This is a genomic window from Legionella brunensis (assembly GCF_001467025.1).
In the GTDB taxonomy this organism is placed as follows: Bacteria; Pseudomonadota; Gammaproteobacteria; order Legionellales; family Legionellaceae; genus Tatlockia; species Tatlockia brunensis.
In genome coordinates this window covers 98,104-111,620 of the sequence record NZ_LNXV01000008.1, presented here as the reverse complement: position 1 = coordinate 111,620, position 13,517 = coordinate 98,104, and the positions used below count along the sequence as shown (strand labels likewise).

Below are 13,517 nucleotides of genomic sequence, written 5' to 3'. Positions count from 1 at the left end.
ACATAAAAAATAGCATAGTCTCGATGAAAGACCAAGTTGCTCTAGTCAACATTTAGTTTAGCCTAGAAGTTACGGTCTGTTTACAATTCTACTATCTTGGCCTAAAAACCTTGATTTTCTGTGCTTCGTTGCTCACATACTCGTGTATGCTGCGCTACGATGCTCGAAAATCAAGGTTTTTCGACTCAAGCTAGCGAATTGTAAACAGACCCTATTATTTGAAGGGGGTAACAGGGGGCATTCTTGATTCTTTTTGGTTAAATTGTTATCATTTCTGGCCTTAAATAAAGCAGCAGTCAATATGAAATATTTAAAAATATTGTTCGTGGCTCTCTTATGTAATGTAGGAATTGCTAGTGCCGAAGAGCTGAGTTTACGCGATAAGATAGGCCAAATGCTTATCATTGGCTTTGATGGTAAAGAAATCAACGAAACATCCCCTATTGTTCAAGCGATAGATAAAAATAATATCGGTGGTGTTATTTTATTTGACTACAATTATCGAACACAGACATTTGATAAAAATATTGCCAACCCACAGCAGTTAAAGCAACTCAATGAACAATTGCAGCTTGCCAACAAGGTTGCTAATCAGAAACATCAACGCCCCCAGCTTCCTTTACTGATCTCTATTGATTATGAGGGAGGAGCAGTTAATCGCCTAAAAGAGGATTACGGATTCCCAAAAACAGTATCGGCTGCAGATGTGGGTAAGATGGCACCTGAAGCGGCAAATCAAGTCGCAGGCGAGATGGCTAGAACTTTAGAGGATGTAGGTTTAAATTTAGATTTCGCGCCTGATGTTGATGTTAATGTGAACCCGGATAACCCTATTATTGGTATGCTAGGACGAAGTTTTTCTGATCAACCCTCCAATGTTGCTCTATATGGTGGTATTTTTTCGCAAAATTTTTTACAACATGGAATTCAATGTGCTTATAAGCATTTTCCTGGTCACGGCAGTTCCAATGCGGATTCCCATTTAGGTTTTGTCGATGTCACTGATTCTTGGCAAGAGTTTGAATTAGAGCCATACAGGCTTCTCTTAAATAGTGAGACCCCATGCGGCATGATAATGACTGCGCATATTGTTAATGGCAAGTTAGATGCAACAGGCTTACCGGCTACTTTATCTCACAAAATACTCACGGAAATTTTACGCGAGCAATTGCAATTTAAAGGCGTAATAGTGACTGATGATATGCAAATGAAGGCTATCAGCGAGAATTTTGGTTTAGAGCAAGCGGTAACACTTGCACTTAATGCTGGTGCAGACATGCTTTTATTCGGTAACCAACTGGCGGAAAAGCCACAGGACCCTAAGGAAATTATTGATATTATTGAAGCGAAAGTTAGATCAGGCGAGATAAGTGAAAGTAGAATTGATGATGCTTATCAACATATCCTTATTTTCAAAAAATTAAAATCCAGTGAAAGAAGTTAAAACTAATCAGCAGAGTAACAATCCCGAATAGTAGAAAGAAATAAAGCGCTCGAGAAGTCTTTGCTGCATTCGGGATGATTACCCATCTAGTTTATATTTCTACAATTGGTTATAGTGTTGCTCTATTTGATCAGAGTCTGCAGTTATTCATCAGTAACTTAAGGAAGAGGAAGACTATGAGAAAGCACCTCCAAACCAATGGCAAAAAAAAATTGGATATCCCTGAAAGTTTAGTCGCGACTAGGAGGGATGAGTTAATCAAAACGGGTTTTCTAGGCCTTGCTCCCAAACCGCAAAAGGAAACCGTCCTTGCTGAAAAACAGCCAACTAATAATGAAGAAGAACTTAAAACTTTGCCAGTAAGTTTGACACCAAACACTCCTCTTAAAAAAGAGGTAGCCACCGAAACAAAATCGCAAAAACTGGTACATCTTACGCAATCGCGCGCAACGATACCTAAACGCAGACTCCCTTCTCGACGACCTCATTCATCACTTGCAAGTAATTCATTTTTTAATAATGCACAAATTAGTGAGCAAGAAAAGCAGCCCTCTTTAGACTTAAAAAAGTTACTTATACAAGCGGTAATTAGTGCGGAAAAGAAATATCGTGCTCATTATGAGAAAGGTAACAACCCACGGGAAGAAAATGGTTGGTTTAGTTGGTTTAGGCATGGGATGACTGGCCAAAATCGTGCAGAAGATTTTTTACAAACTATTAAAACCACTGAAGAGCATGTTATTTTAAAGAAGCTTGATGAGTTATTTCATGCTCCCTACACCAAATACAATAATCATTCTTTTTCCTCCTATTTGTTAGATGAACTTAAATGCATACTTGAAAAATATAAGCTTGTGACAAGAGACTTAAATTTAAACAAGCAATATGAGCTTAGTTCTTGGATAGAAATGAAGGAGAAGTTGAAGACATACTTACCTACGGAGTCATTAAAAAATGACAATGCATGTTAGCTATTAATTAAAAGGTTAGTTGAATAAACAAGGATGAGCCGCAATAAAAAAGACGATCAAGTTCATGTTCAAGCTCATTTGAAATGATGGGAAAGAGACTAAGACTAATAGTGAGCTAAGGAACAAGCCCTTTTAGGTCCTACTTCTTAATCTGCTTTTTTAAAAAATAGGTTTGTCTGTGCCAGTCACGATCAGGTAAAGCTGGATAACCTCCTACCCGCGCTCCTGGTTCAACGTCCTGAGTTGCTATAGCGCTCGATAAAAGAGTAGCGCGCTCCCCGATTGTAAGATGGCCGCTCACACCTGCCCTACCACCTAAGGTGGCATACTCACCTATTTTGCTGCTGCCTGCAATGCCGACTTGCCCACAAAGAATAGCCCCTTTCCCTATTTTTACATTATGACCAATCTGTATTAGATTATCTAACCTGCACCAATCGTCTATTTCGGTATTATTCAAAGAGCCCCTATCAATACAAGTATTGGCACCAATTTCGACGTTATTCCCAATAACCACTCCGCCAGTATGAGGTACTTTATAATATCCTTGCTCATCACCCGCGAAGCTAAAGCCGTCTTGCCCGATACGAGCACCGGGATAAATTAATACATGATTTCCTATCACTGTATAACTAATACTGACATTATTTTCAATGCAACAGTCATCTCCAATAACTACTCCATCACCGATATAGGTGTTAACTCCAATTTTACAACGAGCACCTATACGTACTTGTTCGCCAATATAAGCTCCATGAGCAATATAACAATCATTGCCAATAGTAGCGCTTGATGCAATAAAAGCTGAAGGAGCAATAAATTTTTCAAAGGAGTCAGAAGGATAAAAAATCTGAGCGATTAACGCATAGGCTTTATAGGGATTATTATGAACCAATAAGTGCATGTGCTCGGGGGCATGGTGCACATGATTTAATGAAATAATACATGCTCCGGCTAGAGAACTTTTTAATGCTTTTATATATTTTTTTTCATGTAGTATGGAGAGATTATCTGCTCGGGCATTAGAAAGTGGTGCAAGGTCAGAAACGAGAAACATCCCCCCCTCGCCATTATATAGCGAAGCGCCTGAACACTGAGCCAAATAAGCTAAACTATAAGGACCTTTGGGTGTAGAAAAACGAAATGACACAATTAAACTTCCTTATATTAATTAACATACTCATTCTAACTGAGTGGTATGGGATTTTCACTATCACTCGATCAATATACTAGTAGGGTGATGTTAAATGAAATGCTTGGTTAGCACGCACTTTCTTCAAAGAAAATCGATTAGTCACTATAAAAAGTAAAAAAATTAAAAATAAAGCGACGCAGACGAGACATTGTTTCCAAAAAAGCGTTTGTATGGTGGCCTCATCTCCCAAAAAAATTGATTTTAAAATAGTACTAAATTGATAGAGTGGATTATAATCCATTATCAATTTTGCCTTCTCTGATAAAAGGTTAGTTGAATAAAACAAGGATGAGCCGAAATAAAAAAGACGATCGAGTCCACGCTCAAGCTCATTTGAAATAATAGGCACTAAACTATCAATCAGCATAATAATAAATTTCATCAGAAATAGCGCGATAAACCATAAAAGACTGGATAAGACAACTATTCCAATCGATGAGGGGCTGAGGATAGGTGTATGTAAGATAAATAAACCTACAAGGATGAAGGAAAAAACATAGGTTTCATAAAAAACTAAATAACTTAATGTCTTAGCTAAGACTAAATCTTTAAAACTAAAAAAAGACATGCATTCTAGAGAATGGTAAACATAGAGGTCGTGGCCTGTGCCTGACAAAATTTTTCTAAGACAAAACCATTGAGCGAGCCCTATATAGATTAAAAACACTTCTTCAATAGTATTTATCTGCTGAAGTTGCTCATGCAGAGCAAGATTAATTAATATCCAAACAAGAGTGTGAATTAATGGTTCAATGATGTAAATAGCAATAAGCAGAGCATCAGGTAGCATTTTATGACCTTTGCTATTTTTAAAAAGCATAATTTTACCAATACTAAATAGTTTAATAATCGAGCGTCTCATAATGCTAATTAAGGCCTTAAAGTTTCAGTGACGGAATAAGGTGTTATAGTCATAATGCGTTTAAAGCAGGAATCAATGGTCGGCTCCTTTTCATTATAAACTACGGAAATCACCGTATTTTTAGTTAAAAAATGCTGCCATTGAGTGTGAAGTGATTCAGGCAGAAGAGTCTGCGCTGTATTGATGTAGGCATTTTGAATAAAAACAAACTGAATATCGAGCAATATAGCAAGGCTCAGCGAGAGTGCTATCTGTGTTTCTACAGACAAATACTCAACAATACCACAGAGCTTTTGTTGGGAAATATCATGATGATCACACAATAAGTTTAAAATATTTTTAGGGGCAACTTGTTTAGGTGTAATGACAGCCAGAAGTGTCTTAAGGTATTGCTTTAAGCTAAAATGATTGAGTATGGGAACAGGTTTAATGGCATAGTATTTTCTTATAGGATTGATAACTTTCCCTTTTGTTGGCTGTACATTAGCCGTTATGAGGTGAAACATGGCGTTTAATAACAGCCTATCTTCTGTAACCCATACTTGTTTTTCACTGATATCAAAGGAGTAAGTCAGATGATCAACAATGTTTCTTTTTTTACCCTTGAATAAAAAAGTAAGGGTTGCATCTTTAAATTGAGTTGATTTCAAGACGGTATCCTTTTTTACTAATTCATTCTGGCTTGCAAATGATAAGTCCAATGGATGTACATGGAATACCATCGATAGCCAATCGCAAATGAGCTGGTGCAAGCTGGCCATATTGGGGCTTGTAAGTCTCGTTGTTCCATTCATAAGGGGGAATGTCTATGAAGCCATCTAAAATATCAGACCCATGAGATAAGTCTAACTCAGCGACGTCATAACCTTGGTTCACTAGCTCCGAGTAAAAGTCCTGTATATGTTTTTCTTGATAAAGTACTGTGGGCCAGTTATCGATAGTAGGGCCAAGAGTATCTAAGTTAAATTCAGTCGTATGGACTGCAACTCCTCCAGGACGTAAGGTTTTTAAGGAGTTCTCAATAAAATTAAATCCATGATCAATGGAGCCTAAGTGTTCTAAGCTACAAGAGGACCAACAAAAATCAAACTGTCTATTATATCGCCGTGGAATATGGTTCATATCGACATATTCTAATTCAATTAGATTTAATTGTTCTATGTTGGGGCAAATATCAGGCCTTCTTAAGAGATGGATATTTTTGGCATGTTGCTCTGTATTAACCCATCCAAGATTAGCTGCCTCCTTTTCTGGTAAGTCCGTTGCTATGACATGAGCACCATATTTCGCAAATAGACTTGGAAGCGGTTCTTGCCCACACCCAAAGCCGATGCCTTGGGTACCTGTTTTCAATTTGCCAAATGAATAGAGTGCTTGTGCAATATAACAAAACTCCCATATTTTTCGATGATAAATTGGCTTGGTTTTTAATTCATTTGCCCAGAAAGAAAACCAATTTGACTCAATGTCTGATTGTGTACAAAGCTTTGATTTTAACTTAATAGGCTCTGGCGCTGTCAGTTGATGTTGCTCTTTTTCACGAGCTGAATAGAGGGTATGTCCAATATGATATCCCAGTGTTTTAATATTGAGTTTCATCAACTCATGCTCTCGAAATCGCTGGCTAAAATAATTTATATTGGGATGATTATTCTCAATAGATTGTCCAAGCTTCTTAAGTAGCTCTTCTAGCTCTTTTAGCTCATCTCTAATTGGTCTTACCTCGAGGGGCTGTTTGTTTTTTAATTTATTTTTTAAGTTAAATATCATGATATTCCCTTTGATGCATGTCCAGATGAAGTTATGTTATCAAATGTATGAAGACAACGTATTGAGAAGTCGATTTCTGTATTCCTCTCTTGAAAAATAAGTCGCTCTCACTTGCCCTAAATCGGCTAAATGAGTACACAAATTTGTATCACGGCAGAGAGAAGTCATTGCTTTGGCAATATCTTTAATACAATAAGGATTAAATAAAAGCGCAGCATTGCCAGTGACCTCAGGTATAGCAGTGGTATTTGCCGCTGCAACCGGGCATCCATACGTGAAGGCCTCCACAATTGGTAAACCAAAACCTTCTGCTTCAGAAGGATAAATGAGTCCCTTTGCTGATTGGTACAGAGCGGAAAGCGTTAAGTTAGAGACTTCAGACAGCCAGACTATTTTCTTCTGACGGTTTAACTTAATAGTGCTTTGTGGGCTTTCAATTAATTTTTTTATTCCAGGAGGAAGTATTAAGTTATGTGTGTCTAAGCGACCCACTAAAATCAAAGGCATATTTACATTAGCATATTGATAAGCTTCCATGAGCCTTAAGTGATTTTTTCGAGGCTCAAGGCGTGCCACATAGAGTAAAAATTCCTTGGGTTTTAAACCCAGAGGATTAAGAATGGCAGTGGTATCTACATTACTGTATTGTTCTGCATTAGAGTGTACTGATTGATAGACCACATCTATCTTTTTTTCGTCTACATTAAAATGGGTGAGTAAAGATAATTTGGTATGCTCAGAAATCGCTAGAATACGATCATATCGTTTTATCATGGCTTTCATTAAGTTAAACCAACTTCTGGGTGAAAAATTGACAAGATGTGGATGAGTGAGAGGTATAAGATCATGAATAAATAGGATGTTTGGAATATTTTTTACGAGTACCGGAAATGGGTAGTTTTGAAGGAATAAGTTAAAGTCGGTGAAATGTGGAATCTGCCATAATTTTTTTCTCATATTATAATAAGTTGTTGCCTTTCGTTTTAAGAGCTCTTCCATGTATATTTTATCAAGTCCACTCCATGCTGGAAATGAAGTAAGGTCTAGGTTCTTAGCGTCAAAATGAGTTAATTTGCGACGTATAAAACTTTTGAAAAGTCTCTTCTTAAGACGTTTTTTTGTTAATATGGATGACTGCAGGTGCCATTCTCTATTGTTTAACAAAAATTGATTGAATGGACTCAAAGTATGAGTTCTATACAGCCTATCTGCGCTCAGCAACAAGGACACCGGGTATTTTGATTCCGATAACGTTTGAATAAGCTCGGAATTATGTGTTTTGACGCCATCAAAAGGGAAATGATCGGGGCTTAATGTAAAATTTGAAATTAATATTTTTGACATGATGAATTTCTCAACAATGAAGAGGACTCAATACTTCTAAGTGTTCGATTTTTTGTATATCCAGTACGTAGATGTTTCCCTAATCTATTAGGGTTGGTTAAGAGTTTCTGGTAGGATGTCATAGATATTTGTCCATTTTAGTAATGCTGTCATCCCTATTAAATTTTTGTATTCTTATATCTTATTTTGGACATAAATGAAATTCCTGGATTAAAATTAATGTTCCCTTGCATTTTAAATCTCATTGTGGTCAAAACGCAGTTCATGTGTTCTTAAGTTATAAGGTTTCTAAAAATCGCTCGATTTTAGCAAAATGTTCCTCCCATGAGGGTGCTTTAAAGGCGTGTAGCCGTTCTAACTGAGCTGATCTAAGCGAGCTGTCTTTTTTTGCATAATCTTCAATATATTCTAACCATTGTCTCGTATCCAAAGGATCAATATAGTCAGGCACCTGACCTCCTATCTCGCGAAATACCTCTAAATTACTGGCAATGACTGGGACACCTAAGGTTAGCGCTTCGGCTAAAGGAAGGCCATAACCCTCCGCAAAGCTTGGGAAAAGTAGTGCTTGAGAATGATATAAATAATTGATGAGAGATTGATCATTAACTTGATGTTCAATAACAACATCTTGTAAATCCCTGGAGGCCAGTAAGATTTGAGTCTGTTCGCATAGTCGACCACGACGCCCCAGTATAATTAATTTTGGTGTATTTTCGCCTAAGCGCTCAGTTAAAATTCGCCATAAGCGTAAGAGTAGTAAATGATTCTTACGAGGATCAATTCTGCCAACAATAACAAAATAAGGTTCGGCTACAGGTCTTTCGCCCCAAGAGGAAGAGTTTGGCAAGCCGGAAGCAAGTAAAGCAGAGATTATTGGGGGAGAATGTTGATGGGTAGCGTTCCTAAGATAAGTTAATAGACTTTGTGTAGTCGCTTGTGAAACGGTAATGATCCCTTTTGCGTATCTTAGAATAATTTGCAAGTTGCGTGAAAATTTAGCCTGCGATTTTGCGGAGCAATACTCAGGATTTTCTAGGGGGATTAAATCATGGATCATCACCACCAGTGCAATTTCTTGACGCTCAAGTTTGGCTAAATAACGTTTATATTTGAGGCCATAATGATCAATTTTGAATAAAAATGCTTTTTGCACTTTGACTGGTGAGTCTCTGACTAAAAAGATATCTTTTGCGATCAGCCTCATAATTTGCCAAAAGGAAGCCTCTTTTTCCCTCAACAAGAACTCAGATATTTTTCGTGACGTTGCTTGCGATAGAATGAAAACAACTCCTCCTAAATGCACAACTAAGCGCGAATTATTTCTAAAGTTTTTTAAGTAAAAAACAATGACTCGTTGTATCCCCTCTGGCAAACGCGCTCGTCTTAGCCCCCCCAATAAATGGGTTATATCAATCATTAGCATTTTTTTAATCCCTAAATGAGTCATTATCATTTCAAGCGAAAATACTTTACTGTTAAGATTTGGAAACCCTGAGTTGTATCACAATTGCGTGAATTATATTCATGGACTTTTGATAATACTAGGAACTATTATTCAACATGCTTGATATACATAAAAAACTGATGGTACATCTTCCTAATATGGTAGGAGATACGATAATGGCATTGCCGGCACTCCATGGCTTAGCGCAGTGCAATGTAGATCTTGTTCTTTATGGGCAACCTTGGATTAAGGACTTATTAGGAGGAATGCCCTACCCATTAAAAATCTTACCTCAGCGTAAAGTTTATCAATCTTATCGTCAAAACCAAATAAAATATTCTTTATTACTTAGGAGCAGCAGTTTCAGCGCTGCTTTCCTCTCTTTTTTAGCTGGCAAAAAAAATTTTGGTTATCGAGGAGGGTTGCGCTCTTTTTTTTTAACGTCAAGTCTTCCTAAAACTTATTGTCATTATGTGGAGCATTTTTGGCGATTAGCTCAATTTACTGCCTATCAGTTAGGTTACTCACAAAATTTTTTACCACTCCCCCCAAAAATAACACTTACTGTCTCTTTGACGAAGCAACAAGCTGCAAAAAAACTGTTGGCGCAATTAGGGATACCCTCAAATTTTTGGATTCTATGCCCCGGAGCCACCGGCAAAGGAATCAGAGGGGAGGAAAAAATATGGCCTTATTGGTTGGAATTCAGTCGGCGCTTGATTCAAAAACAGATCCCTGTTGTTGCTTGTCCAGGACCTAATGAGCTTACTAATTTCAAACGTCTATTAGCTCCTGGAGTAAACATTATAGAAGGGCTTGATTTAGGTATTTATGCCGCCATTATTTCTCAGGCTTCACAAGTCATTGCTAATGACAGCGGACCTATGCACATTGCTGCGGCATGTGAAACTTCTGTTCTTGGGATTTTTGGAATGACAGATCCTATGATTTCTCATCCTTGGGGAGGAAAATTTGTTGGTAAAAAAGGAGTTTGGCCTTCTATAGATGTGGTAGAAAGGACTCTAGTTACTCAAAATAAGGCTCTGTCGAAATTTTTTTCACATAGTTGAAGATAGGGAGAAAGGATAGAGCAGGTGAAAATTAATGATGACTCTCTTTTGAATGATTTTCTAATTTTTAAAGAGGTGACTTACTGATACCACAATTGGAATAGTAATTCCTGCATTATGGTGTGACAGCCTTGAATTAGAATAATGCATGATCTTCCAGGAAATCGCTGTGTTCTTATTTTTTCCAATTTTTAAACCGGGTCCTGCTATTAGTTGAAAAGCATAATGTATTCCTTGATGTCGGTGATCAAATATTGTTTTTGAAAGGTATGAAGGCCCTGCACTAAGATCGAAAAATAATGTTGTTAACTTAGCATCGTACAGGGAAAATCTTAAGATAGGGGCTATTGCAATGATAGAAATATGGCTTTGAGTTGTGTTCCAATTAGCATATGAAAGGTCGAGAAAAAACTTGCTTTGTATTATATTGAATCTAGGATTGTGGACTTGCAATGATGCGCGATATCCATAAATATTGGGTGGTTGACTGTTAAAAGGGAACATTACGGTTGGAATGCTCGTACTCACCTCTCCACCTAAATAAGAGCTGCTATTTGCATGAACCCCATGCGAAATAGATATACCGAAATAATAATGACCCTGATTCTTAATATAGGCATGCTTAGTAATTTAAAAAAGTGGATAATCATATAACTAGTTAATTTTTATGGACAAAATAAGGCTACTTTACTTCTTTTATATTTACAATTAAAAATTTTTTCTATGGGGTTTGCCACTGAGAGCTTATGTTAGAGAACAATGGTCACCATTCCCACTATTTTTAACAGAATCCCAATAACCCTCCAGATATGCAAAAAAAATAGTAATTTCTCCAATTAATGATAATAATTAACCTTCGAAATTATTCGTAATGTTATTCGTATGATTTTTGCAACAAAAAACGCAATCACCATGGAAAAACAATTAAGTCAATTGCCTGTTACTTTGGTCGGGTATTTTCTTTACTATTGTCTTCCCTTCAGAAAAAAAGTCATAAAACATAATATCAATATAGTTTTTAAGGATAGTATCCGTGAAAAAACTAAAAAGCGTTTAGCCTTAGCTTTTTATTCTCATCTGGCAACATTTCTCAAAGAAATACTGCTTTTATCTTTTAAAAATAGCCAACGATTACAACAACAGCTCGATATTCAAGGTATCGAGCATTTATTGGCGGCACACAAGAAAGGAAAGGGGATTCTTTTGCTGTCTTGTCATTTAGGAAATTGGGAATTTGCATCAATTCTAGGGCTTGCTAGTCTCGATCTCTTTAAAGGGAGATACCATGTCATTCGCAAAGCGGTAAAAACGAAGCGTCTAGAAACTTTCTTATTTCAAGGTTATCGTAAAAATGGAGTCAACGTCATTTGTAAAAAAGGGGCATTTAAAAAAATAGAGCATGCATTAGCAAAAAATGATGCCGTTATTTTCGCATTGGATCAACATACCTCTGTTTCTGGTTCATGGGGAATTGCAGTCGAATTCTTTGGTAAAAAGGCGGGAACCTATAGCAGTCTTGCAATCTTTGCACAAAAGACAGGCTCTCCTGTTGTTCCGATGGTGTCTTATCGTCTGGAGAATGGTCATCATAGGATTGAATTTTATCCAGAACTTTCATGGCAAAATCATCCTGATCCACAAGAAGAAATTTATCGCAACACATATCTTTATAACCAAACGTTAGAAGAGCTTATCTTGGCTCACCCAGAACAATGGCTCTGGTCTCACCGCCGTTGGAAAATTTAAATTAAATGACTGCAAATCAATTAACAGAGCCGCTATTGCTTGACATGAACAATACAAAGATCTTGGTATCTCCGCAGTTTATGGAGAAAGTGGATGCATATTGGTTTCAACCCTCATTTTGGAAAGAGCAAGCTAAATCTATTGCTAACGGGGGCAGAGGCATGGCATGGTTTATTGATAGTCCCGAAGGTGATTTTGTATTAAGACTTTATGGTCGAGGAGGCATGGTTGTTCATTTTACGAAGCGCGCTTATTTTTTTGTTAATCGCCGCTTCGTGCGTGCTTTTAAGGAGTTCCATTTACTCACCAAACTTCACCATGCAGGATTAAATGTACCCAGGCCTATTGCAGCCAGTTATCATAAGATAGCTTATTGTTGGTATCATGCGGAAATTATTGTTGAGCGCATAGTAGGGGCTCTCCCCTTTGCCGATTATTTATCTGTAAAGGATGAAACCCTATGGCGTAATGTAGGGCGCTTGCTGCGCAGATTTCATGATTACGGCGTTTATCATGCTGACTTAAATTGCCATAATATTCTTGTCGCGGACTCAGACTTGTATTTAATAGACTTTGATAAAGGCAGATTGAGAAGAGGACAAACATGGAAAAAAAACAATCTGAAAAGACTTAAGCGTTCTATAGAGAAATTAACCAACACCAATTGTTCTGACTCCACAGACCTCTCTTTTTTATGGGAGGTCTTATTGTCTGGCTATGATAACTTAAGTTGAAGTGCGATAGATCCCGCGATTACTCTTATAAAGAAATTGCAAAAGATAATCAATAGACTCCGAGGCTGATAGTTCTTGTTCCATCATCTCAATGGCCTCATTTAGATTAAGCCCTGAATTAAAAAGAATTTTGTAAGCACGCTGAATTTGCAAGCGCTCTTCCGGAGTAAAGTGGTTGCGCCGCAAACGCTCAAAATTGACACCATAAAGTTTTGCGGGATTCCCTTTTACCAATGCATAGGGAGTGACATCTTTTACTACCATGCTTTTAGCACCAACCATTGCTAAACGGCCGAGCTTCACAAATTGATGAATACCAGATAGCCCTCCAACGGTTACCCAATCTTCAATTACAACGTGTCCACCAATGCCTGCAGCATGAGCAATAACATTGTGGTTTCCTATTAACACGTCATGAGCGACATGGACATAAGACATAATTAAATTGTGATTACCAATGCAAGTAATACCACCCCCTAACATTGTTCCACGACTTATCGTTGCATATTCTCTAATAATATTATCATCACCAATCAAAAGACTGCTTTGCTCACCCTTGTATTTTAAATCCTGAGGAGCATTCCCTATAATCGCACCCGCATAAATTTGATTTCGTTTACCAATGGTAGTCCAACTTTCGATTATCGTATGGGGGCCAATTTTAGTTTCTTCACCGATAATAACGTGATCACCAATAATGGCAAATGCTCCTATCTCAACATTTTTACCAATCTTGGCATGTCGGGATATGAGAGCAGAGGGATGCACCTGATTCTGGGGCATGGATACAACATTATCTTGAATTTGTGTGAAACTGAATTGACTCATAACACTATCTCTGAAATATCCCTGTAGATGCCCGATATTACTTATATTCGCGACTAAGAAAAAGTTTTAAAGAGGATTGTCCTTAAGGAGTTCGAATCCTTACCTC

General features: G+C 37.4%; 13 protein-coding genes. 5 read left to right on the top strand and 8 right to left on the bottom strand.

Annotation, left to right across the window (positions count from 1 at the left end; genetic code table 11):
* The first annotated feature begins 301 nt into the window (after positions 1-301).
* Positions 302-1,444, top strand: a complete 1,143-nt coding sequence (locus Lbru_RS05655) for a glycoside hydrolase family 3 protein (RefSeq protein ID WP_058441381.1) — start codon at positions 302-304, stop codon at positions 1,442-1,444.
* 176 nt (positions 1,445-1,620) lie between these two features.
* Positions 1,621-2,415, top strand: a complete 795-nt coding sequence (locus tag Lbru_RS05650) for a hypothetical protein (RefSeq protein WP_058441213.1) — start codon at positions 1,621-1,623, stop codon at positions 2,413-2,415.
* A gap of 139 nt (positions 2,416-2,554) precedes the next feature.
* On the opposite strand, the gene lpxD is transcribed toward Lbru_RS05650, so the two are convergent.
* The 6 genes from lpxD to Lbru_RS05620 all read right to left on the bottom strand — a co-directional run bounded on the left by lpxD (position 2,555) and on the right by Lbru_RS05620 (position 9,012).
* Positions 2,555-3,568, bottom strand: coding sequence for a UDP-3-O-(3-hydroxymyristoyl)glucosamine N-acyltransferase (gene lpxD / locus Lbru_RS05645; RefSeq protein ID WP_193786912.1), 1,014 nt, complete (start codon positions 3,566-3,568; stop codon positions 2,555-2,557).
* 76 nt (positions 3,569-3,644) lie between these two features.
* Positions 3,645-4,472: a hypothetical protein gene (locus Lbru_RS05640; protein ID WP_131793498.1), complete on the bottom strand. Its 828-nt coding sequence runs from the start codon at positions 4,470-4,472 to the stop codon at positions 3,645-3,647.
* An 8-nt stretch (positions 4,473-4,480) separates the two neighbouring features.
* The gene (locus Lbru_RS05635) at positions 4,481-5,122 is read right to left on the bottom strand and encodes a hypothetical protein (protein ID WP_058441210.1); all 642 of its coding nucleotides are present in this window, start codon (positions 5,120-5,122) and stop codon (positions 4,481-4,483) included.
* Positions 5,123-5,144: 22 nt separating this feature from the next.
* A complete protein-coding gene (locus tag Lbru_RS05630) occupies positions 5,145-6,242 on the bottom strand; it encodes an SAM-dependent methyltransferase (RefSeq protein WP_058441209.1) in 1,098 nt (365 codons plus the stop codon).
* Between the two features lie 39 nt (positions 6,243-6,281).
* On the bottom strand, positions 6,282-7,586 hold the full coding sequence (locus Lbru_RS05625; RefSeq protein ID WP_058441208.1) for a glycosyltransferase family 4 protein: 1,305 nt from the start codon (positions 7,584-7,586) through the stop codon (positions 6,282-6,284).
* Between the two features lie 277 nt (positions 7,587-7,863).
* Positions 7,864-9,012, bottom strand: coding sequence for a glycosyltransferase family 4 protein (locus Lbru_RS05620; protein WP_162262390.1), 1,149 nt, complete (start codon positions 9,010-9,012; stop codon positions 7,864-7,866).
* Between the two features lie 137 nt (positions 9,013-9,149).
* Here Lbru_RS05620 and Lbru_RS05615 point away from each other — a divergent pair, with 137 nt between their 5' ends.
* Positions 9,150-10,103, top strand: a complete 954-nt coding sequence (locus Lbru_RS05615) for a glycosyltransferase family 9 protein (protein ID WP_083500834.1) — start codon at positions 9,150-9,152, stop codon at positions 10,101-10,103.
* Positions 10,104-10,163: 60 nt separating this feature from the next.
* Here Lbru_RS05615 and Lbru_RS18030 read toward each other — a convergent pair whose 3' ends face one another.
* On the bottom strand, positions 10,164-10,607 hold the full coding sequence (locus tag Lbru_RS18030; protein WP_058441205.1) for an acyloxyacyl hydrolase: 444 nt from the start codon (positions 10,605-10,607) through the stop codon (positions 10,164-10,166).
* 378 nt (positions 10,608-10,985) lie between these two features.
* Between Lbru_RS18030 and Lbru_RS05605 the strand changes: the two genes are divergently transcribed.
* Positions 10,986-11,849: a lysophospholipid acyltransferase family protein gene (locus Lbru_RS05605; protein WP_238583828.1), complete on the top strand. Its 864-nt coding sequence runs from the start codon at positions 10,986-10,988 to the stop codon at positions 11,847-11,849.
* Between the two features lie 5 nt (positions 11,850-11,854).
* Positions 11,855-12,583: a 3-deoxy-D-manno-octulosonic acid kinase gene (locus Lbru_RS05600; RefSeq protein ID WP_058441204.1), complete on the top strand. Its 729-nt coding sequence runs from the start codon at positions 11,855-11,857 to the stop codon at positions 12,581-12,583.
* Here the strand turns inward: Lbru_RS05600 and lpxA are convergent.
* Positions 12,575-13,411, bottom strand: a complete 837-nt coding sequence (gene lpxA, locus Lbru_RS05595; RefSeq protein ID WP_058441203.1) for an acyl-ACP--UDP-N-acetylglucosamine O-acyltransferase — start codon at positions 13,409-13,411, stop codon at positions 12,575-12,577. The two genes, Lbru_RS05600 and lpxA, sit on opposite strands and share 9 nt — an antisense overlap.
* Positions 13,412-13,517: the final 106 nt, after the last annotated feature.

What these genes read in the sequence shown, in the direction of transcription:
- Lbru_RS05655 (WP_058441381.1), top strand. Translation starts at nt 302, where the DNA reads ATGAAATATTTAAAAATATTGTTCGTGGCTCTCTTATGTAATGTAGGA.
- Lbru_RS05650 (WP_058441213.1), top strand. Translation starts at nt 1,621, where the DNA reads ATGAGAAAGCACCTCCAAACCAATGGCAAAAAAAAATTGGATATCCCT.
- Lbru_RS05640 (WP_131793498.1), bottom strand. Translation starts at nt 4,472, where the DNA reads ATGAGACGCTCGATTATTAAACTATTTAGTATTGGTAAAATTATGCTT.
- Lbru_RS05630 (WP_058441209.1), bottom strand. Translation starts at nt 6,242, where the DNA reads ATGATATTTAACTTAAAAAATAAATTAAAAAACAAACAGCCCCTCGAG.
- Lbru_RS05625 (WP_058441208.1), bottom strand. Translation starts at nt 7,586, where the DNA reads ATGTCAAAAATATTAATTTCAAATTTTACATTAAGCCCCGATCATTTC.
- Lbru_RS05620 (WP_162262390.1), bottom strand. Translation starts at nt 9,012, where the DNA reads ATGCTAATGATTGATATAACCCATTTATTGGGGGGGCTAAGACGAGCG.
- Lbru_RS05615 (WP_083500834.1), top strand. Translation starts at nt 9,150, where the DNA reads ATGCTTGATATACATAAAAAACTGATGGTACATCTTCCTAATATGGTA.
- Lbru_RS18030 (WP_058441205.1), bottom strand. Translation starts at nt 10,607, where the DNA reads ATGTTCCCTTTTAACAGTCAACCACCCAATATTTATGGATATCGCGCA.
- Lbru_RS05605 (WP_238583828.1), top strand. Translation starts at nt 10,986, where the DNA reads ATGATTTTTGCAACAAAAAACGCAATCACCATGGAAAAACAATTAAGT.
- Lbru_RS05600 (WP_058441204.1), top strand. Translation starts at nt 11,855, where the DNA reads ATGACTGCAAATCAATTAACAGAGCCGCTATTGCTTGACATGAACAAT.
- lpxA (WP_058441203.1), bottom strand. Translation starts at nt 13,411, where the DNA reads ATGAGTCAATTCAGTTTCACACAAATTCAAGATAATGTTGTATCCATG.